Raw genomic sequence first — 23,659 nt, 5'->3', positions numbered from 1 at the left:
CCCCGGCCGGGTCGGCTCAGCTCAGCTCAGCTCAGCTCACGAGATCGTGAGCTGACGCCCCCTGCTCTCGACGGAGCCCAGCTCGTTGGCCACGGTGGCGGTGAGCTCGTACTTGCCGGGCTCCAGCGCCCCGAGGTCGAAGTCGACCGTCGAGGCCCCGTCGGGCAGGCTGGCCGTGGCGACCGTCTGCCCGTCGACGCGGAGCACTACCGACGTCACGGCGCCGCCCCGGACGCTGCGCACGGTCGCCGTGACCGTGCCGTCGTCCAGCTTCTCGGCGGTGACGACGACCTTCTTCGGCGCCTCGTCGACGACGATCGGCATCGTCTCCGCCTCGGTGGTGTACGCCAGACGCGGTGCGTCGGGCGTCTCCATGCCCTCGCCGATGAAGTACGAGGTGTGCGGCGGCTGGTTGTAGCCGGTGTTCTGCCAGGCCACGGCCAGGCGGTACTGGGAGTCCGACATGAGCGTCCGAAGCCGGTGCTCGGTCGGGATCACCGTGGTCGAGATCCGCAGGGCGGTGGAGTCCTCCGTGCGGCTGACGATCTCCTCGCGCCAGTCACCGAACAGGTCCGCCTGCAGTGCGGGCGTGCCCTTGGTGTAGTTGTTCGAGAAGGTCCCCTCGGCCCGGTAGATCTCCACCTCCTCGGCGTTCTCGTAGTCCCACTTGGCGATGGTCGGCACGCCGACGCCGGCGTCACCGTCCCAGTCGTGGTCCCCGATCTCGGACAGCAGGTCGCCGTCCCAGAAGGTGGTGAAGTTCGCCGCCGGGATGGACTCGGCGATCACCTCGCCGGACGAGGACACGAGCTGGCCGACGGGCGAGTCCCAGGCGGCGTCGCCGCCCACGGCCCAGCCCTCGGCGCCGTCGTACCGCGGGTCGATGTCGGCCATGGCGGCACGACCGGTGTCGACCTCGGCCGGGATCGACCAGAGGATCTCGCCGGTCTCGGCGTCGCGGAACGTCGCCCCCCGGTTGCCCGAGGCGGGGATGTTCTCGTGGGCCGCGAACTGCTCCAGGCCCGGACGCGACGGGTCGAAGTCCGACACGTGCATGGCGTCGCCGTGCCCGAGCCCGGTGTTGACCAGGACCGAGCCGTCGTCGTCGACGGTCATCGACCCGAAGACGAGCTCGTCCTTCTGGTCGCCGTCCACGTCCGCGGTCTGCATGTCGTGGTTGCCCTGACCGCGGTACTGGTCGCCCGCCTCGTCGGAGTCGAAGACCCAGCGCTCGCTGAGCTCCTCCCCGTCGAAGTCGAACGCCGCGATGACCGTCCGGGTGTAGTAGCCACGGCTGAACACCATCGACGGCGTCTCGCCGTCGAGGTAGGCGGTCGTCGCCAGGAACCGGTCGACCCGGTTGCCGTAGCCGTCGCCCCACGAGCCGACGTCGCCGCGCGGCGGCACGTAGTCGATCGTGTCGAGCACCTCGCCGGAGGCGCCGTCGAAGACCGACAGGTACTCCGGACCGGACAGCACGTACCCGTTGGACTGGCGGAAGTCCGCCCGGGCGTCCCCGACGACCGTGCCGACGCCGTCGGTGGTGCCGTCGGCGGTCTTCATCGCCACCTCGGCCTTCCCGTCGCCGTCGTAGTCGAACACCTGGAACTGGGTGTAGTGGGCGCCGGAGCGGATGTTGATCCCGAGGTCGATGCGCCACAGCTGGGTGCCGTCGAGCTCGTAGGCGTCCAGGTAGGTGTTCCCCGTGTACCCGGGACGGGAGTTGTCCTGGGCGTTGGTCGGGTACCACTTGACGACGTACTCGTACTCGCCGTCACCGTCGAGGTCCGCCACGGTGGCGTCGTTCGCGGTGTAGGAGTACGGCTGGCCGTCCTTCGTGTAGGCGTCGGCCGGCTTGTTCAGCGGGATGTCCAGCGTCTGGCCGTCCCAGACGGAGAACTCCTGCGTGGCCCACCGCTCCGTACCGTCCACGACGGAGGAGATCCGGTAGGAGGAGCCGGCCTGGCCGTCCGTGTCCACGTAGTTCGTCGACCCGCTGATCGGCTCGTCCGTCAGCAGCTCGCCGTCGCGGTAGACGTGGAACGCGATCGACGCCGGGTCCTCGCCCAGCATCCGCCAGCCGACGTAGACGCCGTCCTCGGACTGCGCCGCGACGGGCTGGCGGCCGATGCGCTCGGCCTGCCGCGACAGGTTCGTCACGGCCTCCGAGGTCACCGTCTCCGACAGCTCGGAGACACCACCGGCGTTCACCGAGGCCACCGCGTAGGTGTACTCGACGGTGGTGAGCACGTCGGTGTCGGTGTACTGCGCGTCCGCAGCCCGGTCGATCAGGACCAGCTCGCCGCCCTTGTCCTCGCGGTACACGTGGTAGAAGAGCGCGTCCTCGACGGGCTCCCAGCCCAGCGAGACCGCGTTCTTGGCGATGTCGCCCACGGCCAGGCCCGACGGCGTCGGGGCGGTCGGGACGTCCGGGTCCACCGTCGTCAGCCCGAGCTCGTTCGACGGCACCGACTCGTTGCCGGCGTCGTCCGTCGCCACGACGGTGTAGGTGTACTGCAGGCCGACGTCCGCCGTGGTGTCCACGAACTCGGTCACGCCGGACTCGACGTCGGCGAGCGCCGTCGGCTCCGCCGCGCCCTCGGCGAGGCGGTAGACGCGGTAGCCCGCCACGTCCTCGGCCGGCTGCCAGCTCAGCGGGACCTCGACGGCGGACCCGTCGATGGACACGTCGCCGGCGGTGAGCTCGGTCGGCGCGTACAGCAGCGGCGTGATCGTCAGGCCGTTGAACCAGCCCTCGGCGACGATGTCGATCGTCCCGTCGGTGACGACCACCGGCTGGACGATCTTGCTGGAGGTGCCGCCACGGCCGGCGTTCGACGAGCCGTAGTCGGTGCCCTCGATGGTCACGCCCAGACGGGCGGTCCCGATGAGGTCACCCCAGATCACCTCGACGGCGTAGGTGCCGTTCGGCACGTCGAACCGCATCGGGGTGCCGGCGCTCGGCAGCAGGAAGTCGCGCTGCAGGTCGTCGAGCTGGCCGTCGCCGGTGCCGCGGTCGCGGCCACCGGGACCGGAGTCCGAGGTGAAGCCGTAGCCGAGCTCGGCGGTGTACAGCGTGGTGTCGTCGAAGGCGGTGTACCCGTCCTCGGTGACGCCGTTGGAGGCGAGCTGCAGGTCGAACTTGTAGATCGGCGCCTTGGTCTCGATCGTGACCGTGGCCGACGGCTCCGAGTCGCCCGCCCCGTTGACCGCGACGACGCGCAGGTCGTACGAGGTGCCCTCGGTGAGCCCGCCGACGTTCGCCACGCCGATGGTCGAGGTGGTGACGAGGTCCCAGGCGTCGTCCCCGGCGTCGGACGCCTTGGCGAACACATTGTAGATGTCGGCGCCCTCCACCTCGGTCCACGTCAGGGTGGCGCTCGAGGCGGAGATGTTGCCCGCGACGACGCCGGCCGGCGCCTCGGGGACGTCGGCCGGCGGCTCGGCGTCCACGACCTCGTCCGCGAGCGGGACGTCCAGCTCGGCGGTGTCCAGCGCGACCAGGCGGGCCATCTGGATGGCGCCGTACTCCTGGAAGTGGGTGTCGTCCGTCGTGCCGTTGGGTCGGTTCGGGTACACCCCGGCCGGCACGTGCAGGAACACGCTCTTGGCGGCCTCCGGCCCGATCTCGTTCAGGTAGGCCCGCGAGGAGGCCGACAGGTCCACCAGCGGGGTGCCCGTGGCGGCGGCGACGTCCGTGGCGGCCTGGACGTAGTCCGGGAAGGAGACGTTGAACTCCCCGGTGTCCGGGTCGAACGACCGGCGCGAGACCGGCGTGACCAGGATCGGCTGGGCGCCGCGCTGGACGGCCCCCTCGACGAAGGTGCGCAGGTACCAGGCGTAGTCGCCCGGGGCGGCCCAGCGGTCGTCGACCCCGTAGCTGTTGTCGTTGTGGCCGAACTGGACGTACAGGTAGTCGCCCGGACGGATCTGCTTCAGCACGGTGTCGAGGCGGCCCTGGCTGATGAAGTTCTTCGAGGACCGGCCGCCGATGGCGTGGTTGTCCACCGCGACGTCGTCGGACAGGAACCGCTCGATCATCTGACCCCAGCCGGCCTGCGGCGCCCAGTACTCGTCGTACGTCTGGACGGTCGAGTCGCCGGTGACGAATGCGGTCGGACGGTCGGCCGCGTCGCGGTCGCCCAGACGCGTGATCGTCAGCGCGTTGAGGTTCGCGGCGCCGCCGGCGATCTGCAGGTTGAGCTGGGAGTCCACGAGGGCGATGTCGAACGACATCTCGAGGTATTCGCCGGCAGCCCGCTCGGTCTGCTGGACCTTGGCCATCTGCTCGGCGGTGATCGCGACGTCCGTGGCGGCGTCGGCCGCGCCGGCGATCAGGTCGACCGTGTAGTCGCCGTTCGGCAGGTCGACGACGAGCTGTCCGCCGTCGGTCGTGACGAAGTCGCCGCGCAGGGCGTTGTCGCCGCCGTCGTCCGTCGCCGTCACCACGGAGGTGTCGACGAACCCGAGGCGGTTCTCGGCGGTGTACGCGGTGTCGGCGTCGACGCCGACCGCACCGTCGGCCACGGCCCCGGAGCCGAGGTCGATCTGCAGGGTGCCGGACTCGGGGAAGCTCGGCTCGCTCGCCAGCGTGCTGACCACCGGCGCGGACGCCTCGGTGAGGCCGTCCGCGGTCACGGCGTGCGCGCGGTAGTAGTGCACGGCGGAGGTGTCGACGTCGGTGTCGGCGTGGAACACCTCGCGCGACCCGGTCCGGGCGATCTCGGTGTACTCGCCGTCCACGGCGTCGCTGCGGGTCAGCACGTACTCGCTGGCACCGGCGACCTCGTTCCAGCGCACGACGACCTGGTCGGCGCTCGCGTGGGCGATGCGGACGTTCTCGGGACCGGCGGCACCGGTGGTGCCGCCGTCGCCGGACCCGTCGTCGCCCCCGCCGTCACCGGACCCGTCGTCGCCGCCGTCGCCGGTCGACTCCGTGATCTGGATGCCGTTGACGTAGCCGTAGCCCTTGCCGGTGATGCCGAGGTTGAGCTGGCCGTCGGAGACCTCGGCGGACAGCGTGCCGCTGGCGGTCTGCTCGGCGTCGGCGTAGATGTTGGTGGCCTCGCCGCCCTCGGGAGACACGGAGGTCCGCACGCTCGAGGTCCCCGCGAGGGTGTCCCCGGTCCAGACCTCGATGTCGTAGGTGCCGTTCGGCACGTCCACCGCGAACTCCCAGTCGGACCCGAGCACGAAGTCTCCGGTGAGGGGGTCGACGTCGGTGGAGCGGTCGCGGGAGGCCTGCTCACCCGTGGTGATGCCGAAGCCGGTCTCCGCGCTGTAGGCGGTGCCGCCGTGGACCTGCGTGAAGCCCTCCGCGACGGGGCTGTCTGCGGTGCCGAAGTCGAAGGACCACTGGGCAGGCTCCTCCTCGGCCGCGGTCGCGGCGGCGGGCAGGAGCGGCAGCACGAGGGCTGCGGCGGCGGCACCGGCCACGAGGGACCTGGCGGTCCGGGCGGTCGGAGCGGTCGGGTTGTCCGGTTGGTGCTGGTAAGCGCTTGCTCGCTCGGCACGTGAGTGCCTGCTGGGCTGATGCACTGGTCACCTCGTCGTCTCGTCGTTGAGTCCGGCCTCGGCCGGCGACGCGCTGGCCCCTCGTCGGTGAGGTTTGTTGAATGGTTTTTTTGAATGGATTCAAGCGCGTCTGTGGTCATCATGCCTGCTCCGAGCGAGGCTGTCCAGACCGACCTGCTCCGGCACCCTCGTTCCCCGAGGGGCCCGTCCGCCTCGCGGGAGCCGACCCACGCAGCAGACGGCCGGGGGCCCCGTCGCGGACGACGGCGACCCCCGGCCGGGTCGGGATCGGGTCGGGTCACCTCACGAGATCGTGACCTGACGCTCCGCGCTCTCCACCGCACCGAGCTCGTTGACGGCTGTCGCCGTGAGCTCGTGCTTGCCGGCCGACAGCTCCCCGAGGTCGAGGTCGACCGCGGTCGACCCGTCGGGCAGGTCCACGGAGGCGGTCTCCTCGCCGTCGATCCGCAGCGTCACCGCCGTCGCCGGACCGCCCTGCACGATCCGCACGGTCGCCGTGACCGTGCCGTCGTCCAGCTTCTCGGCCGTGACGACGACCTTCTCCGGCGCCTCGTCGACGACGATCGGCATCGTCTCCGCCTCGGTGGTGTACGCCAGACGCGGGGCCTCCGGTGCCTCCATCCCCTCGCCGATGAAGTACGAGGTGTGCGGCGGCTGGTTGTAGGCCGTGTTCTGCCAGGCCACGGCCAGGCGGTACTGGGAGTCCGACATGAGCGTCCGCAGGCGGTGCTCGGTCAGGTCTACCGTGGTGGCGATCCGCAGCGCGGTCGAGTCGTCCGTGCGAGTCACGAACTCCTCGCGCCAGTCGCCGAAGATGTCCGCCTGGAGGGCCGGGTTGCCCTTCGTGCCGTTGTTGGACCGGGTGCCCTCGGCGCGGTAGATCTCCACCTCCTCGGCGTTCTCGTAGTCCCACTTCGAGATCGTCGGCACGCCCTGGTAGGCCTCGGAGTCGAAGTCGTGGTCACCGATCTCCGACAGCAGGTCGCCGTCCCAGAACGTCGTGAAGTTGGCCGCCGGGATCGACTCGGCGATCACCTCACCGCTGGTGGAGGACACCAGCTGGCCGACCTCGGAGTTCCAGGAGGCGTCACCACCCACGGCCCAACCCTCGGCGCCGTCGTACCGCGGGTCGATGTCGGCCATCGCCGCACGGCCCGTGTCCCGCTCGGCCGGGATCGACCAGAGGATCTCGCCGGTCTCGGCGTCGCGGAACGTCGCGCCCCGGTTGCCGGACTGACCCATCGACTCGTGCGCGGCGAAGAGCTCCAGACCCGGACGCGTCGGGTCGAAGTCCGAGACGTGCATGGCGTCGCCGTGCCCGAGCCCGGTGTTGTACAGCGCGTTCCCGTCGTCGTCGACGGTCATCGACCCGTAGACAATCTCGTCCTTCTGGTCGCCGTCGACGTCCGCCACCTGCATGTCGTGGTTGCCCTGACCGCGGTACTGACCGCCCTCGACGTCCGAGTCGAAGACCCACCGCTCGCTGATCTCCTCCCCGTCGAAGTCGAAGGCCGCGATGACGGCCCGGGTGTAGTAGCCACGAGCGAACACCATCGACGGGGTCTCGCCGTCCAGGTAGGCCGAGGCCGCCAGGAACCGGTCGACCCGGTTGCCGTAGCCGTCGCCCCACGAGCTCACGTCGCCGCGCGGCGGCACGTAGTCGACGGTGTCGAGCGCGACGCCGGACTCCCCGTCGAACACGGTGAGGAACTCCGGGCCGGACAGCACGTAGCCGTCGGAGCGGCGGTAGTCGGCGGAGGCGTCACCGATGACCGTGCCCGCACCGTCGACGGTGCCGTCGGCCGTCTTCACCGCCACCTCGGCCTTCCCGTCGCCGTCGTAGTCGAACACCTGGAACTGGGTGTAGTGGGCGCCGGAACGGATGTTCACACCGAGGTCGATGCGCCACAGCCGGGTGCCGTCGAGCTCGTAGGCGTCCAGGAGCGTGTTGCCGGTGTAGCCGGGACGGGAGTTGTCCTGGGCGTTGGACGGATACCACTTGACGACGTACTCGTACTCGCCGTCACCGTCGAGATCTGCCACGGAGGCGTCGTTCGCCGAGTAGCTGAACGCGTCCCCGGCGGGCGTCTCGCCGTCGGCCGGCTTGTCCAGCGGGAGGTCCAGCGTCTGGCCGTCCCACACGCCGAACTCGGCGGTGGCCCACCGCTCCGTGCCGTCCACGACGGAGGAGATCCGGTAGGAGGAGCCGGCCTGGCCGTCGGCGTCCAGATAGTTGGTCGATCCGCCGAGGGGCTCGGAGGTGAGCTGCTCGCCGTCACGGTAGACGTGGAACGCGATCGACTCGGGGTCCTCGCCCAGCATCCGCCAGCCGACGTAGACGCCGTCCTCGGACTGCGCCGCGACAGGCTGGCGGCCGATGCGCTCGGCCTGCCGGGACAGCTCGACCGACGCCGGCACCTCGACGACGGCGGAGCGCTCGGAACGTCCACCGAGGCCGACGGCCGCCACCTGGTAGGTGTAGTCGCGCGTCGGCTCGGCCGCGTCGTCGGACCAGGTGGTGTCGGCCGTCCGCTCGACCAGCGTGGTGGACCGCCCCGGGCGTCCCCGGTAGACGTCGTAGGCCAGGGCACCGTCGACCGGCTGCCAGCTCAGGTCGGTGCCCTCGGCCACGAGGCCTTGCGGCACTGCCGGAGCGTCGACGTCCGGGTCGGCGATCGTCAGCTCGACGGGTTCCGACGGCGCGGACTCCCGTCCGGTCTCGCCGACGGTCGCGACGCGGTAGGTGTAGTCGTGCGCGAGCTCGACGTCCACGTCGGTCCACGACGTCGTGCCCGCCGGCAGGTCGGCGACCCGCGTGCTCTCGCCGCCGTCGGCCGACCGGTGCACCCGGTAGCCCGTGGCGCCGTCGACGGCGCCCCAGCCCAGCTCGACGCTCGGGTCCGCGGAGGCCTGCACCGTCCCGGAGACGTCGGCCGGGACCTCGACCGGGATGAGGACCTCGAGGGCGTTCGCCCGCACGGAGCTTCCGGTGAAGCGCACCTCGAGCCGCCCGTCGGTGACGGGGACGCCCTCCAGGGTCCGGACGTTGACGACGCCCGAGTCCGCGCGGGCGTCGCTGAGCGTGACCCCGTTGGCCACCATGCCGGTGTTGCTGGACGCGATGCCGTCACCGGAGTGCAGCACGAGCGTGTACACACCGTTCGGGAGGTCGGCCAGGAACGGGGTGCTCCCCGGGAGCAGGAAGTCGCGGTCCTCGTCGGTGTCGGACCCTCGGTCCCGGCAGGCGTTCGAGGCCAGGGCCTCCTCGAGGCCGTAGCCGCGGGCCTCGTCGTACGTCGTGGACGTGCCGACCTCGACGTAGCCGTCGGCCACGGGGTTGCCGTCGCACTGGAAGTCGAAGTAGGTATCGGTCGGCTCGGAGCCGTCGGTGGCGCCGGCCGCGGGCACGGCGCCGGCGGCGGCCATCACGGCGGCGGTGAGCGCGGCCAGCGCCGTCGTCGTCAGGGGGTGTCGTGGTCGCCGGTCGTCGAACGTCCGGGACTCTCTCGATCGATGCACGGGTCACCTCGTCGTCTCGTCATCGAGTCCGGCTGGCAGCCGGTGCGCGCCCCTCTCGCCGGTGAGAGGTTCTTGGACAGATTTTCTGAATGGATTCATCAACGCGCACCCCCATCATGGCGGTCAGGGATAGCGCTGTCCACGGCACCCACCCGACCGAAGCCCGGTCGATCGGCCGCCATCAGCCCGGCGACGCCTTTCCGCGCCCTCGGCACGCGGACGAACGGTGACCTACGTTGGGACCGGGCGGGGCGACGCGCCCGCCCCCACGACCGACCGAGAGGACCGCTTCGGTGACCGATCACGGGCCGACCGACACAGATGCCGTCGACGCCCGTCGGTGGCGTGCCGCCGAGGTCCGCCGCCTGCTCGACTTCGGCGCCGCCGCGCTGGGCGGCCCGGACGGCGCGGCCTGGCTCGACGCGGACGGCGCGGCGGACCGGACCCGGCCGACGCAGACCTGGATCACCTGCCGGATGGCCCACTCGTACGCCCTGGGCCACCTGCTGGGCGTCGCCGGGTGCGACGCCCTCGCCGACCGGGCCCTGGCCGGTCTGACCGGCCCGCTGCACGACGCCGAGCACGGCGGGTGGTTCGCCGCCGTCGGGCCGGACGACGCCGTCGACGGCACCAAGGCGGCCTACACCCACGCGTTCGTGGTGCTCGCCGCCTCCTCCGCGGTCCAGGCCGGACGCCCCGGCGCGGAAGCCCTGCTCGACGAGGCCCTGGACGTCCTCGACGGACGGTTCTGGGACGACGGGCCGGGGATGCTCGTCGACGAGTGGGACCGCAGCTGGACCGTCCTGTCGACCTACCGCGGCATCAACGCGAACATGCACGGCGTCGAGGCGCTGCTCGCCGCCGCCGACGCGACCGGCGACCCCCGGTGGCACGACCGCGCCGTGCGGATCTGCGACCGGGTGGAGCAGTGGGCCGGGGCGACGCGCTGGCGGGTCCCGGAGCACTTCACGACCGACTGGACCCCCGACCTCGAGCTCAACGCGGACCGCCCCCGCGACCCGTTCAAGCCCTACGGGTCCACCCCGGGGCACGGTTTCGAGTGGGCCCGGCTCCTCCTCCAGGTCGACGTCGCCGGGGGGACCCCGGGCCGACGCACGGAGACCGCCCGACGGCTGTTCGACCGGGCCCTCGCCGACGGGTTCGACGGCACCGGGTTCGTCTACACGGTGGACTGGTCCGGCGAGCCCGTCGAGCGGCGCCGCTTCCACTGGGTCGCGGCCGAGGCCGTCGCGGCGGCCGAGGTGCTGGCGGCGGTGACGGACGAGCCGCGCTACCGCGAGCTCGCGACGTCCTGGTGGGACCTGCTCCGGGACCGGTTCGTCGACACCGACGGCGGCTCGTGGCACCACGAGCTCGACCCCGACGACCGCCCGGCGGCCACCGTCTGGGACGGCAAGCCGGACATCTACCACGCGGTGCAGGCGCTGCTCGTGCCGGACCTGCCGCTGAGCGGGTCGTTCGCCGAGTCCGCGCGGCGCAGCGTCTAGACGTCGCCGGCCAGACCCGTCTCGCGGTAGAAGCCCCAGATGTGGTCGTGGGTGACCTGGACGGCCCGGTCGACGTCGCCGGCGACCACCGCGTCGAGGATCGTCCGGTGCTCGCGGCACAGCCGGTCCGCCGTCGCGGGCCAGGTCGGCAGCTGCTCGACGCCGCGCGCGACGTAGGAGCTCACCGCGCTGCGCAGCCCGGTGAGGATCGCCTCGACGAGCTGGTTCTCGCCGAGGCGGACCAGGACCAGGTGGAAGTCCTGGTCGAGCCGGACGAACTCGTCGACCGCCAGGTCCGGGACCTCCATGGCGGCCAGGAGCCGCCCGGCCTCCGCGACCCAGTCGTCGTCCGAGCCGGCGCCGCGGCCCGCGGCCTCGCGGACCGCCCAGCTCTCCAGCGCGTCGCGCGTCGCGACGACGTCGTGGACCGGCAGGGTCCCGGACGCGACGTGCAGCCGCACGGCCGCGCCGAGGCCGGCCGCGGGGCGGTCGATGACGGTCGCACCGGCGTCCGGCCCCGAGCCGACCGCGGTGCGGATCATGCCCATGGCCTCGAGGATCCGGATCGCCTCGCGCACCGAGGGACGCGAGACCTGGAGCTCCTCCGCGAGCGCCCGCTCGGCGGGGAGCCGCTCCCCCAGCGCCCACCGGCCGGCGGCCAGGTCGGACTCGATGCGGGCGAGGACTCTCTCGTGGGTACGCACGGATCGATCCTAGCGTCGGTCTGACCACAAGCCGATTCATGGTCTACAGTGGTCGGACCTTACGTAGTGTCATCACGCCGCCGCCGAAGGAGCCGGACGTTGCGCATCGCCCTGGCCGCGACCTGTATCGCGGACACCCTCTTCCCCGGCGCCCCGCGCGCCACCGTGCGCCTGCTGGAACGGCTCGGGCACGACGTCGTCTACCCCCGCAGCCAGGCCTGCTGCGGACAGATGCACATCAACACCGGCTACGTGGACGAGGCCGTGCCCGTGGTGCGCAACCACGTGCAGACCTTCGCCCCCGTGGCCGACGGCGAGTGGGACGCCGTCGTGATCCCCTCCGGGTCGTGCACGGGGTCGGTCCGCCACCAGCAGGCCATGGTCTGCCGTCGCGCGGGCCTCGACGACCTGGCCGCCACCGCCGACGCCGTGGCCGCGAAGACCTACGAGCTGTCCGAGCTGCTCGTCGACGTGCTCGGCGTCACCGACGTCGGCGCCTGGTTCCCCCACCGGGTCACCTACCACCCGACCTGCCACTCGCTGCGCATGCTCGGCGTCGGCGAGCGCCCGCTGCGGCTGCTGCGCGCCGTCGAGGACATCGACCTGGTCGAGCTGCCCGAGGCCGAGTCGTGCTGCGGGTTCGGCGGCACCTTCGCGCTGAAGAACGCCGACACCTCGGCCGCGATGCTCGCGGACAAGACGGCGAACGTGCGCGGCACCGGGGCCGAGGTGCTGACCGCCGGCGACATGTCCTGCCTCATGCACATCGGCGGCGGCCTCTCGCGGGAGCGCGCCGGGGTCGGGACGCTGCACCTCGCCGAGATCCTGGCCTCGACCCGCTCCGAACCCACCGCCCTGCCCCGCGCCCGCTCGGGCGCCGACTCCGTGGAGGTCGCCCGATGAGCACGTTCCTCGGCATCCCCGGCATCCGGCGCCGGTCCGACGGCGCGACCGGCGGCGACGCCCCGGACGAGCCGTTCGGCCCGGTCCCCCACCCCGACGAGCCGCTGCGCTGGGGCGACGCCTTCCCGGCGGCGGCGAAGCAGACCCTGCGCGACGACCAGCTCCGCGCGAACCTCGGGCACGCCACCCGCACGATCCGCGGCAAGCGGGCCGCCGTCGTCGGCGAGGTCCCCGACTGGGAGGCGTTGCGGGACGCCGGCTCGGCCGTCAAGGAGCAGGTGATGGCCGACCTGCCCGACCTGCTGGCCCGGCTGGAGGAGAACGTCACCGCCCGCGGCGGCGTCGTGCACTGGGCCCGGGACGCGGCCGAGGCGAACCGCATCGTCACCGAGATCGCCCGGGCCAAGCAGGCCGACGAGGTCGTCAAGGTCAAGTCCATGGCGACCCAGGAGATCGGCCTCAACGAGCACCTGGCCGACGAGGGCATCGCCGCCATCGAGACGGACCTGGCCGAGCTCATCGTCCAGCTCGCCGACGACATGCCCTCGCACATCCTCGTCCCGGCGATCCACCGCAACCGGTCCGAGATCCGCGACATCTTCCGCCGGCGCATGGGCGACGCCCCCGAGGACCTGTCGGACGTGCCGCGCGAGCTGGCCATGGCCGCCCGCGCGCACCTGCGGCGCAAGTTCCTCTCGGCGAAGGTCGCCGTGTCGGGCGCGAACTTCGGCGTCGCCGACACCGGCACCCTGGCCGTCGTGGAGTCCGAGGGCAACGGACGCATGTGCCTGACGATGCCCGAGACCCTCGTGACGGTGATGGGCATCGAGAAGCTCGTCCCGACCTACGACGACCTGGAGGTGTTCCTGCAGCTGCTGCCGCGGTCCTCCACCGGCGAGCGCATGAACCCGTACACCTCGCTGTGGACGGGCGTGACCCCCGGCGACGGCCCGCAGGAGTTCCACCTGGTCCTGCTCGACAACGGCCGCACGGACGTGCTGGCCGACGAGGTGGGCCGCTCGGCGCTGCACTGCATCCGCTGCTCGGCGTGCCTCAACGTGTGCCCGGTGTACGAGCGGGTCGGTGGGCACGCCTACGGGTCGGTCTACCCGGGCCCCATCGGGGCGATCCTGACCCCGCAGCTCACGGCGTCCAGCGGCGGCCTGTCCGGCTCCGACGACGTCAACTCCTCGCTGCCCTACGCCTCGACGCTGTGCGGCGCCTGCTACGACGTCTGTCCCGTCAAGATCGACATCCCCTCGATCCTCGTCGACCTGCGGGCCCGCGAGGTCGACGCCGACCGGAGCCGGTCGGCCGTGGACCCGTGGCGGGCGGCCATGAAGGCGGCCTCCTGGGTGATGTCCGACGGCGGACGGTTCGGCGTGGCGGGACGTGCCGCCACGCTGGGGCACGCGCTCGGCGGGTCCGACGGCGTCGTCTCGCACGCCCCGCCGCCGGCGTCCGCGTGGACCCGGTCGCGGGACCTGCCCGCGCCGCCGAAGCAGACGTTCCGGCAGTGGATGGCAGAGCACGAGAAGGACGGGGGCGAGCGATGAGCGCGCGCGAGGAGGTGCTGCAGCGGATCCGGGCGGCGCTCGGGCAGCCGGGGACGGGGACGACGGCGGCCGGGCGGGTCGGCACGGCGCCCGCGGCCGTGGAGGTGCCGCGGGAGTACCGGACCGCCGGGGACGACGCGCCCGGGTCGGAGGCTGTCGTCGAGCAGCTCGTGGACCGGCTCGAGGACTACATGGCGCACGTGCGGCAGGTCTCCCCCGACGAGCTGCCCGCGGCGATCGCCGCGCTCGTGGCGGAGCTCCCGGGGGCCGAAACCGACCGGTCCGCCCCGACCGCGCTCGTGGCCCCGTCCGGCCTCGAGGCCGGGTGGCTGGCCGCCCTGACGGACGACGTCGTCGTGCACCGGGACACGCCGGAGGCGCCGCTGACGGCCGGCGACCTGGACGCGCTGGACGCCGTGGTGACCGCGGCGCGCGTCGCCTGCTCCGAGACCGGCACGATCGTGCTCGACGGCGAGCCCGACCAGGGACGCCGGGCGGTCTCGCTCGTGCCCGACGTGCACCTGTGCGTCGTGCGGACCGACCAGGTGGTCCAGACCGTGCCGGAGATGGTGCGCCGGCTGTCCGCGCACCCGGAGCGGCCGCAGACGTGGATCTCGGGCCCGAGCGCCACCAGCGACATCGAGCTCGACCGGGTCGAGGGGGTGCACGGGCCGCGCACGCTGCACGTGCTGCTGGTGTCGCCGAGGTAGGCAACGTCCGGCCGAGGTAGGCGTCGCCATCGCGCGGGGTCGCCTACCTCGGCCGGACGTTGCCTACCTCGGCCGGAAGTTGCCTACCTCGACCGAATGCCTTACTTGTTCAGACCCGGCGGGGTCCGCGGGGACCGGCCGGGCGTGGCCGCGGTGAGGCTCTCGAGCAGGACGTCGTAGGCAGGCTTCTTCTCGTAGGCCTCGGTCATGATCGTGGCGTACCCCTCGGGGAACACGTCGGGGACCCACGACCGCCCGTCGTCGAAGCCCCAGACCGTGAAGCTCGTGCAGGCGGCCACGTCCAAGCAGGCCCGGAGCATCGCGTCGTACCGCTCCGCCTGGAGCGCGATCTGCTCGGCGGTCGGCTCGCCGTCCTCGCCGAGCGGCATGCGGACGTCGGCCTCGGTGACCGCCACCTTCAGCCCGAGGTCGGCGAACCGCTCGAAGTTCGCCTGGATCGACGCGTCGAACCCGTACTGCAGGCTCAGGTGGCCCTGGGCGCCGAACCCGTGCAGCGGCACGCCGTCGGCGAGCAGCTCCTGGGCCAGCGCGTAGTAGGCGTCGGTCTTGGCGTTGACGCCCTCGGCGTTGTAGTCGTTGAGGAACAGCACCGCGGCCGGGTCCTCCTCGTGCGTCCACCGGAAGACGTCTCCGACGAGGCCGACCGGGTCCTCGGAGCAGGCCGCCAGGAACGGGTTGGCCTCGGTGCGCAGCCGCACACCGCCCGCGTCCCACTCGTCCTGGAAGAGCTCGTTGGCCACGTCCCACTCGTAGATGTCGCCGGCGTAGCGGCCGACGACGGTGCGGACGTGGTCCTCGAGGACGTCGCGCGCCTCGTCGCAGGTCCAGGTCTCGCTCGCCTCGGTCACCCAGTCCGGGTTCTGGCTGTGCCACAGCAGCGTGTGCCCGCGGACCTCCTGGCCGTGGGCCTTCGCGAACTCCACGAGCGCGTCCGCACCGGAGAAGTCGTAGACGTCCGGCTCGGGGTGGATCTCGGCCCACTTCATGTCGTTCTCGGGGGTGAGGGAGCCGAACTCCGCGGCGAGGACCTGCTGGAACGCGGTCGGTTCCTGGGGGTCGTGGTCGAGGAGGTCGCGCTGGCCCCAGACGGCGCTGCCGATCTCGAGGTCGCGGGGCGCCTCTGCGCGCAGGGTCGGTTCCGGCGGGGTGGCCTGGACCGCGGTGCCGGACAGGGCGAGGGCGGCGACCGCCGACGCCGCGACGGCGGCAGCACGCCTGGTGCTCGGGGAATGGGACATCGTCGTTCCTTCCTGTGTGGAGCCCGGCGGCTCGTCGTCGAGCCGTCGGACTCGCGACGATATCGTTATCGATATCGGTTTCGCAATGCCCGCACCCCTCGCGTGCCGGTCGCCCGCACGTCGCCGACGCCGCACAATGGGCTCCCGTGACCGACAGCGACCTGCCCGCTCCCGTGCCGCCGTCCGACGCCCTCTTCGACGTCCCGGCCGAGGCACGTCGTCCCGCCACCCGGATCGTGCTGCTCACCGGAGCCTCCGGCAGCGGCAAGTCCGCCCTGACGCGCCGGCTCGGGCTGCCCGTCGTCATGCTCGACGACTTCTACCGCGACCACGACCACCCCGGCATGCCGCACGCCTTCGGCATCGTCGACTGGGACGACCCGGCGAGCTGGGACCACGAGGCCGCCCTGCAGGCGCTGCGCACCCTCGCGACCACCGGCCGCACCGAGGTCCCCGTCTACGACATCCCGACGTCGCGCCGGACCGGCGCCACGATGGTCGACGCGCACGGCGAGAAGGTGGTGCTGGCCGAGGGCGTCTTCGCCGCCGAGCTCGTGTCCGACCTGCGCGCCGAGGGCATCCTGGCCGACGCCATCTGCCTGGCACGCCCGCGCCTGGTGACGTTCTGGTTCCGCCTGCTGCGCGACCTCGCCGAGTCCCGCAAGCCGCCGTTCACGCTGCTGCGCCGCGGCTGGGGGCTGCTGCGCGCCGAACCCGCCCTGGTGCGCCGCTGGACCAGGCTCGGGTGCCGCCCCCTCGCACCGCACGCCGCTGAGCACGAGATCCGCGCGCTCGCCTGACCCTCGACCCGGCGAACGCTCGCGGACCGCCAGGACTGTCCACGTCATCGGCCCGCAAAGTGTCATGAAGACGTAACACCACGGTCATCACCCCCACATCACGCACCTCCACCCTGAGAGCAGGAGGTGGTCAGCGTGTTCGAGCACAGTTCTCTTCGTGTCCTGTCCCTCTACGAGGGATTCTTCTCCGGCGGTGCGCGTGTCCTGCACTCGACCGTCGTATCCGGTCTGCACACCCACGGCCACCAGCAGCACTCGGCCCTCAGCATCCACGACGCCGTGCGACGCGAGACGATGCTGCAGCGGATGCAGGACGACCCGCGGTACCGGTCCCTGCGGTCGGTCGGCGTGCGGATCTCCACCCTCGGTCGGTCGACCGACGACGACCACGACCCCCGGACCTTCACCGACGCCGAGATGGAGATCGCCGCCCGCGAGGCCACCGGCGTCGACGTCGTGATGTCCCTCAAGGAGCAGCCGCTGCGCCTCGCCGTGCACCCGGGCTTCCCGGACCGCCCCGTGGTGGCCTGCCTGCACCGCAGCGACCCGGAGCACTCGGGCGCGGCGCTGGACGACCTCAAGGCCGCCGCCGACAGCGGCCGGCTCGTCGCCGGCATCTGCTGCGCGGAGTCCACCAAGGAGGCCTACGCCGCCGCCGGCGTCCCGGAGCACCTGCTGCGGGTCGTGCCCAACGGCATCGACCTCACCCGCTACCACCCGCTGCGCCGCGTCCGGCGCATGGCGCTGCGCGGTGCGCACGGCATCCCGGCCGACGCCACCCTGGTCGCCTACGCGGCCCGCTACGACGCCATGAAGAACCCCCGGCTCTTCCTGGCCGCCGCCCGCGCCTTCCTGGAGCGGGAGCCCGCCGGTCACGTGATGATGTGCGGCGCCGGCATGACCACGGAGAACACCGGCCTGGTCGCGGACCTCGAGGAGACCTTCGGCGACCATCCGGACCTGCTGGCACGGGTCCACCCGCAGGGCGTGCGCCGGGACATGGAGAACGTCTTTGCGATGGCCGACGTCGTGGCCCTCACCTCGGCGTTCGGCGAGGCCGCCCCGCTGTGCCTCATCGAGGGCGCGATGAGCGGCGCCGTCCCCGTCACCACCCCGGTCGGCGACAGCGCCCGCCTGGTCGAGCGCATCGGGTTCGTCACGAGCTTCGACGCCGAGGAGATCGCCGAGACGTGGATCGAGGCAGCGGCCCGGCGCGGCGAGCTGCGCGGCGCGCTCACTGCCGCACGCCAGCGGTTCAGCCACGTGCGGATGCTGTCCGGCTACGCCCAGGTGCTCGAGCAGGCGTTCCGCGGCACCGGCCTGCAGGTCGCCGCCTGAGGGTCCGGCCGCGACACCGCTCCGCCACGACGGACGGCGGGGGTCCGACCCCGACGGCACGGTCGCGCTCACGGGCGCTGCGCGCCCTGCGCTTCCCGCTTGACGACCGTGCCGTCGGGGTCGGACCCCCGCCTGCTGCTCGTCCTGCTCAGCCGGCGTTCGGCGGCAGCGGCACCTCCGTGTAGTCGGTGTCCGAGGCGAGGTAGAAGCCCGGGTAGGAGGGCTGGTTGTACGCGGTCTGCTGGCGGGCGACCTCCGCGCGGTACTGGGGGTCGTGCAGCAGCGTGTACATCTTGGTGTCCGTCACCTCGGTCGAGGTGTAGAGCCGGATCTCGGAGGAGTCGGCCGACCGCACGAGGATCTCCTCGCGCCAGTCACCGAGGACGTCGGCGATCAGACCGGCGTTGCCCTTGGTGTCGTTGTTGGTCAGCGTGCCCTCCAGCACGCGCTCGGAGCCGGAGGCCCAGTCGACGATCTTCGGCTCCCACTCGCGCACGTCGTTCGAGAGGCGGTCGTAGTCGAAGACCTGCGTGGACCCGTCCGCGGCCCAGCGCACCGACTGGTTCGTCCCCGGGGTCGACGCCGACAGCGTGTTCCAGTCCGAGTCGAGCAGACCGGAGGCGTCGGTGCCGCCCGGCATGGAGGACCACATCTCGATGCCCGGCACGTCCGGCCGGACGTCGCCGATCATCCCGCGACCGGTGTCGCGGCCCGAGTAGACGCCCTCGATGACCTCGCCGGTGGCGGCGTCGAGCAGCGAGGTGCCGAACGGGGCCCACGGGCCGCCCTCGTGCACCATGAACGCCTCCAGGCCCGGGCGCTCGGGCAGGATGTCGGTGACGTGCATGGCGTCGCCGTGCCCCAGCCCCGCCTCGGCCCCGGGGTTCGCGGACTCGGGCGGCATCTCGGCCGTGGCGTTCCACAGCAGCGAGCCGTCGTGGTCGATGGCGGCGGCGCCGTAGAGGATCTCCTGCTTGCCGTCTCCGTCCAGGTCGGCCGAGGACATCGAGTGCTGGCCCTGCGTGGTGATCCGGCCGAACTCGGGGTCGGTGCCCGGGGTGCCGTGCGGACCGTCGTTGAACGGGTTGTCCATCGGCGTCCACCCGGAGTCGACGTCCCAGCGCTGCGTCAGCTCACGGCCGTCCCAGTCGTAGGCGACGAGCGTGGTGCGCGTGTAGTAGCCGCGGGCGAACACGGCCGAGGGGTGCTCGCCGTCGAGGTAGGAGACGCCGGCCAGGAAGCGGTCGACCCGGTTGCCCGGCTCGATGCGGGACATGGCGTAGTCGCCCCACCGCAGCCCGTCGTCGTACCGGGCGGGCGTGTAGTCGACGGTCTCGAGCGGCTTGCCGGACTTCCCGTCGAAGACCGAGAGGTACTCGGGGCCGGAGACGACGAAGCCCTCGAAGGTGCGCAGGTCGTTGCGGCCGCTGCGCGCGGGAGCGTAGACGTCGACGAAGTACTCGGCCGTGGCCCGGGCGTCCGCCGCGGACAGCGGGTACGCGTAGTCCGGGAGGTAGTTCTCCGAGGTGGGGTCGTCGATGCCGGGCATCGCGTCGGCGAACGCCTCCTTGAGGGTGGCGGGCCACTGGCCGGAGGACACCTCGGGGTTCTCGGTCCAGCCGGCGAACATGTCGACGACGTGCTCGAGGTAGTCGTCGGCGCTCATGCGGTAGTCGTCGTCGTGCGTGATGCCGGCGGCGACGTCGTCCGCCGGGATCTGCACGTGGCGGGTGTCCCTGACCTGCCCGCTCGGGGTGTAGCGCGTGGCCTTCGTGCCCGGGGCCGTCTTGACCATGACCTCGGCCCGGCCGTCCCCGTCGAAGTCGTAGACGGGGAACTGGGTGTAGTGGGCTCCGGACCGGATGTTGACGCCGAGGTCGATGCGCCAGAGCTGGGTGCCGTCCATCTCGTAGGCGTCGAGATAGGTGTTGCCGGTGTAGCCCTTCTGGGAGACGTCCTTGGCGTTGGAGGGGTCCCACTGGACGACGAGCTCGAGCTCGTCGTCGCCGTCGAGGTCGGCCACCGACAGGTCGTTCGCGGAGTAGCTGTACTCCTCGACGACCAGGGTGACGCCGTCGTCGGGCTTGTTCATCGCGATCGCCCGGTGGTCCTGCCCCCAGGGGGTGACGACGGCGGAGCGGTCGCGCCGCTGCTCCGTGCCGTCGACCACGGGCACGACCCGGTAGCGGGAGTCCGGAGTCCCGGCGGTGTCGAGGTAGTTGGTGGAGTCGGTGACGGTGGCGATCCTCTCGCCGTCGCGGTAGACGGCGAAGTCCGCCCCGGTCATGCCGTCGGACGTGGCGCCGGTGACCTCGGAGCCCAGGAGGCGCCAGCCGAGGTAGACACCGTCGTCGGTGGTGACGGCGACCAGCCCGCGGTCGAGGGCCTCGAGCTGGACGGTGTCGTCCGGCCCGGCGTGCGAGGGCGGTACCGCGGTGGCGGCCGCCGTCGGGACGATGAGGCTGCAGGCCGCGGCGCTCGCCGCCAGCCAGGTGGTCCTGCGTCGTCGCATCAGGTTCCTTCCATGCGTCGTTGCATCGATGAACACGCTCGACGGAGGTGACCACGTCGGCACGCCGGTCGGCGTCCTCGCCACAGCGTCGGAGCGTTGAACCGACATCTTGTATCGATTCACACACGACCCTAGGGCACGACGGCGACATGTGCCAGGGGCACGCATCCGTCGCCTCCCGTTGCCCCGCCGGGACGGGACCACGAGGATCGGAGGTGTCCGGAATCCTCCGGACGCCGTGTCGCGGGAGGTGCAGCGATGCCCCGAGCCGCCGCGCCCGGCGGGCCGCCGCCGGCACCGGTCGCGGTGCACGCCGCCTCGGACCTCGACGACGTCACCGCTCTCGTCGGCCCCCGACGCCCGGACGCGACCGTCTGCTTCTGCCTGGGCTACCGGATCGGGTCCGCGGAGAACCGGCGCCTGCGCGGACCGGCGCGGCGCGAGCGGGTGCGCGAGCTCTGCGCCGAGGACCCGCCGCCCGGCGTCATCGCCTCCCTCGGCGGCGAGCCCGTGGCCTGGGCCGCGATCCACCCCCGCGCGGACACGGCCTTCGCGCGAAGCCGTTCGATCCCGCACGTCGACGACCTCGACGTGTGGTCGCTGTGGTGCCTGCGCGTGCGGCCCGGGTACCGCGGGACCGGCCTGACCGCACCGCTGATCGCCGGAGCCGTCCGGTTCGCGCTGGATCGCGGCGCACCCGCCGTCGAGGCGTACCCGCTGGACAACCGGGGCGAGACCGTCGACACCACGATGGCCTACGTCGGCACCCGGGCGATGTTCGAGCGTGCGGGGTTCCAGGTCGCCGCCGCGACGTCGTCGCGGCTCGACGGCTTCCCGCGCGTCCTGATGCGCCTGACCCCCGGCGACGAGAGCTGACGAGCGCTGATCCTCAGCGCGCGGTGGACTCGCGCAGCACGACCTCGTGCCCGACGGAGGCGCCGACGTCGGCACCGTCCTCGGACACGGCGGCCGCCACGGCCAGCCGCCCCATCTCCTCCAGCGGGATGTGCACCGTGGACACGGCCGGGACGTGGTCGTGGAGGGTGGGGATGTCGTCGAAGCCCGCCACCCGGACGTCGCGGGGCACGCCGACACCGATATCGCGCAGCCGGGCGATCAGACCGATCGCCATGACGTCGCTCACCGCGAAGACGCACGGGGCGTCGAGACCATCGGCGACCGCGGCGCGCGCCAGCTCGGCGACCCGGTCGCCGGCCGCGTACCCGCCGTCGCGGGAGAACTCGCGCTCGACGACCTCCACGACCTCGCCGCCGCCGGCGGTCACGGCCTCGGCGAACGACCCGGCGCGCTCCTGCGCCGTGCGGACGCGGCTCGCGGCGCTGAGCAGGACGAACCGCCGGTGCCCCTCGGCCAGCAGCGCGGTCGCGAGGTCCGCGGCACCCTCGGCGTTGGGCGGACGCACCACGACGGCCGGTCCCAGCGGCTGCCCGACGACGACCGCGCGCCCCCCGGACGCCTCGAACGCGGCGAGCTCGGCGGCCACCGGAGCGTCCTCCTCGGCCGACCACCGGGTGCCGACCACGACGACGGCGTCGACCCGGTGGGCGGCGAAGGCCGCGACGGCGTCGTGCTCGGCGGACGGGTCGCGGTCGGTGGAGGCCAGCAGGACCATGCGCCCGTGCTCGCGGGCGGCGGCCTGCGCACCGGCGGCGATCGAGGAGAAGTAGGGGTCGGAGATGTCCTGCACCACGAGACCGAGCAGGCCGGTGCGCGACCGGGCCAGCGCCTGGGCCTGCGCGTTGACGACGTAGCCGAGCTCCGCCGCGGCCGCGCGCACACGGCTGACCAGCTCGGGTCCGGGCTGGCGGGCCGACCCGTTGAGCACCCGCGACGCGGTCGCCAGGGACACCCCGGCCCGGTCGGCGACGTCCTGCAACCGCGCTCTGGCCACCTGATCCTCCTCGTCCGCTGCGGACCGGCCGTCCGCGGGGCGGACCGGGCCGGACGGCGACTGCTTGACGTGCCGCGGGAGACACCTTACCGTGAGACCGGAAAGCGCATTCCGTCCTCGACCACACCCGCTCCTGCCGAGCCGCGGCAGCTCTCGCCGCACGGCAGCACCGCAGCGACGCCCCGCGCGTCCGACGAAGGAGTCCGTCCGTGACCACCACCCGCACCCTGCGCATCGCCATGAACGGCGTGACCGGCCGCATGGGGTACCGCCAGCACCTGCTCCGCTCCATCCTGCCGATCCGCGAGCAGGGCGGTGTGACCCTGCCGGACGGCAGCCGCGTGCAGGTCGAGCCGATCCTCGTGGGCCGCAACGAGGCCAAGCTCGCCGACCTCGCCGCCAAGCACGGCATCAGCGAGTACACGACCGACCTGGACGGCATCGTCCACGCCGAGGACACCGACATCGTCTTCGACGCCGCGATGACCAACCTGCGCCCCCAGACGCTGTCGAAGGCGATGAAGGCGGGCAAGCACGTCTACACCGAGAAGCCGACGGCCGAGACGCTCGCCGAGGCGATCGAGCTCGCCAAGCTGCGCGACGAGACCGGCGTGACCGCCGGCGTCGTGCACGACAAGCTCTACCTGCCGGGCCTGGTCAAGCTGCGTCGCCTGGTGGACGAGGGGTTCTTCGGCCGGATCCTGTCGCTGCGCGGCGAGTTCGGCTACTGGGTGTTCGAGGGCGAGACGCAGCCGGCCCAGCGCCCGAGCTGGAACTACCGCGCCGAGGACGGCGGCGGCATGACCACCGACATGTTCTGCCACTGGAACTACGTGCTCGAGGGCATCCTGGGCACCGTCAAGACGGTCAACGCCCAGACGATCACCCACATCCCCACCCGCTGGGACGAGCAGGGCAAGCCCTACGACGCCACCGCCGACGACGCCGCCTACGGCATCTTCGAGATGGCCACGCCCGACGGCGACCCCGTCGTGGCGCAGATCAACTCCTCCTGGGCCGTGCGCGTGTACCGCGACGAGCTCGTCGAGTTCCAGATCGACGGCACGCACGGCTCCGCCGTCGCCGGCCTGTTCAAGTGCGTCTCCCAGCAGCGCTCCAACACGCCCAAGCCGGTCTGGAACCCCGACCTTCCCGTCACCGAGTCGTTCCGCGAGCAGTGGACCGACGTGCCCGCCAACGCCGAGCTGGAGAACGGCTTCAAGGCGCAGTGGGAGGAGTTCCTGCGCGACGTCGTCGCCGGGCGCGAGCACCGCTTCGACCTGCTGTCCGCCGCCCGCGGCGTCCAGCTCGCCGAGCTCGGCCTGCAGTCCTCGTCCGAGGGCCGCCGCCTCGACGTCCCGGAGATCACGCTGTGAGCGCCGCGGTGACGGGCGCCGCCGGCG

At 72.4% G+C, this 23,659-nt stretch carries 14 protein-coding genes; 8 read left to right on the top strand and 6 right to left on the bottom strand.

All coding sequences use genetic code 11. The annotated features are described in order from the left end of the window. Window positions 1–36: 36 nt before the first annotated feature. Together PO879_RS02665 and PO879_RS02660 are read right to left on the bottom strand one after the other, a co-directional pair. Complete coding sequence (locus tag PO879_RS02665) at window positions 37–5,436, bottom strand: fibronectin type III domain-containing protein (RefSeq protein ID WP_278236395.1); 5,400 nt, start codon at window positions 5,434–5,436, stop codon at window positions 37–39. Window positions 5,437–5,817: 381 nt separating this feature from the next. Next, complete coding sequence (locus PO879_RS02660; protein ID WP_278236394.1) at window positions 5,818–9,054, bottom strand: hypothetical protein; 3,237 nt, start codon at window positions 9,052–9,054, stop codon at window positions 5,818–5,820. Between the two features lie 293 nt (window positions 9,055–9,347). Between PO879_RS02660 and PO879_RS02655 the strand changes: the two genes are divergently transcribed. Beyond that, window positions 9,348–10,562 carry an AGE family epimerase/isomerase gene (locus PO879_RS02655; RefSeq protein ID WP_278236393.1) on the top strand — a complete coding sequence of 405 codons (1,215 nt, stop codon included), beginning with the start codon at window positions 9,348–9,350 and terminating at the stop codon, window positions 10,560–10,562. Here the strand turns inward: PO879_RS02655 and PO879_RS02650 are convergent. Next, window positions 10,559–11,266, bottom strand: a complete 708-nt coding sequence (locus PO879_RS02650; protein WP_278236392.1) for an FCD domain-containing protein — start codon at window positions 11,264–11,266, stop codon at window positions 10,559–10,561. The genes PO879_RS02655 and PO879_RS02650 overlap by 4 nt on opposite strands. A 99-nt stretch (window positions 11,267–11,365) precedes the next feature. Between PO879_RS02650 and PO879_RS02645 the strand changes: the two genes are divergently transcribed. From PO879_RS02645 to PO879_RS02635, 3 genes are read left to right on the top strand one after another with little or no spacing between them, the layout of a single operon-like run. Further along, a complete protein-coding gene (locus tag PO879_RS02645; RefSeq protein ID WP_278236391.1) occupies window positions 11,366–12,169 on the top strand; it encodes a (Fe-S)-binding protein in 804 nt (267 codons plus the stop codon). After that, complete coding sequence (locus PO879_RS02640; protein ID WP_278236390.1) at window positions 12,166–13,725, top strand: LutB/LldF family L-lactate oxidation iron-sulfur protein; 1,560 nt, start codon at window positions 12,166–12,168, stop codon at window positions 13,723–13,725. The genes PO879_RS02645 and PO879_RS02640 overlap by 4 nt, the downstream gene beginning before the upstream one ends. Beyond that, complete coding sequence (locus PO879_RS02635; RefSeq protein WP_278236389.1) at window positions 13,722–14,435, top strand: lactate utilization protein C; 714 nt, start codon at window positions 13,722–13,724, stop codon at window positions 14,433–14,435. Before PO879_RS02640 ends, PO879_RS02635 begins: the two co-directional genes overlap by 4 nt. A 101-nt stretch (window positions 14,436–14,536) precedes the next feature. On the opposite strand, the gene PO879_RS02630 is transcribed toward PO879_RS02635, so the two are convergent. Continuing rightward, a complete protein-coding gene (locus PO879_RS02630; RefSeq protein ID WP_278236388.1) occupies window positions 14,537–15,694 on the bottom strand; it encodes an endo-1,4-beta-xylanase in 1,158 nt (385 codons plus the stop codon). A 146-nt stretch (window positions 15,695–15,840) separates the two neighbouring features. Between PO879_RS02630 and PO879_RS02625 the strand changes: the two genes are divergently transcribed. Together PO879_RS02625 and PO879_RS02620 are read left to right on the top strand one after the other, a co-directional pair. Next, window positions 15,841–16,494 carry an ATP-binding protein gene (locus tag PO879_RS02625; RefSeq protein WP_278236387.1) on the top strand — a complete coding sequence of 218 codons (654 nt, stop codon included), beginning with the start codon at window positions 15,841–15,843 and terminating at the stop codon, window positions 16,492–16,494. Between the two features lie 135 nt (window positions 16,495–16,629). Continuing rightward, the gene (locus PO879_RS02620; protein ID WP_278236386.1) at window positions 16,630–17,832 is read left to right on the top strand and encodes a glycosyltransferase; all 1,203 of its coding nucleotides are present in this window, start codon (window positions 16,630–16,632) and stop codon (window positions 17,830–17,832) included. A gap of 148 nt (window positions 17,833–17,980) precedes the next feature. Here PO879_RS02620 and PO879_RS02615 read toward each other — a convergent pair whose 3' ends face one another. Then, the gene (locus PO879_RS02615) at window positions 17,981–20,344 is read right to left on the bottom strand and encodes a rhamnogalacturonan lyase (RefSeq protein ID WP_278236385.1); all 2,364 of its coding nucleotides are present in this window, start codon (window positions 20,342–20,344) and stop codon (window positions 17,981–17,983) included. Between the two features lie 258 nt (window positions 20,345–20,602). Between PO879_RS02615 and PO879_RS02610 the strand changes: the two genes are divergently transcribed. Next, complete coding sequence (locus PO879_RS02610) at window positions 20,603–21,220, top strand: GNAT family N-acetyltransferase (RefSeq protein ID WP_278236384.1); 618 nt, start codon at window positions 20,603–20,605, stop codon at window positions 21,218–21,220. Between the two features lie 13 nt (window positions 21,221–21,233). On the opposite strand, the gene PO879_RS02605 is transcribed toward PO879_RS02610, so the two are convergent. Continuing rightward, window positions 21,234–22,256 (bottom strand): LacI family DNA-binding transcriptional regulator, encoded by a 1,023-nt coding sequence (locus PO879_RS02605; protein WP_278236383.1) that lies wholly within the window; start codon window positions 22,254–22,256, stop codon window positions 21,234–21,236. Window positions 22,257–22,495: 239 nt separating this feature from the next. Between PO879_RS02605 and PO879_RS02600 the strand changes: the two genes are divergently transcribed. Further along, window positions 22,496–23,632 carry a Gfo/Idh/MocA family oxidoreductase gene (locus PO879_RS02600; protein ID WP_278237438.1) on the top strand — a complete coding sequence of 379 codons (1,137 nt, stop codon included), beginning with the start codon at window positions 22,496–22,498 and terminating at the stop codon, window positions 23,630–23,632. Window positions 23,633–23,659 lie beyond the last annotated feature (27 nt).

Origin of the sequence: Isoptericola sp. AK164, from assembly GCF_029643425.1 — a bacterium.
GTDB lineage: Bacteria > Actinomycetota > Actinomycetes > Actinomycetales > Cellulomonadaceae > Isoptericola > Isoptericola haloaureus.
Note: the sequence above shows the minus strand (reverse complement) of the source record. Positions and strands in the feature narration are given on the sequence as shown.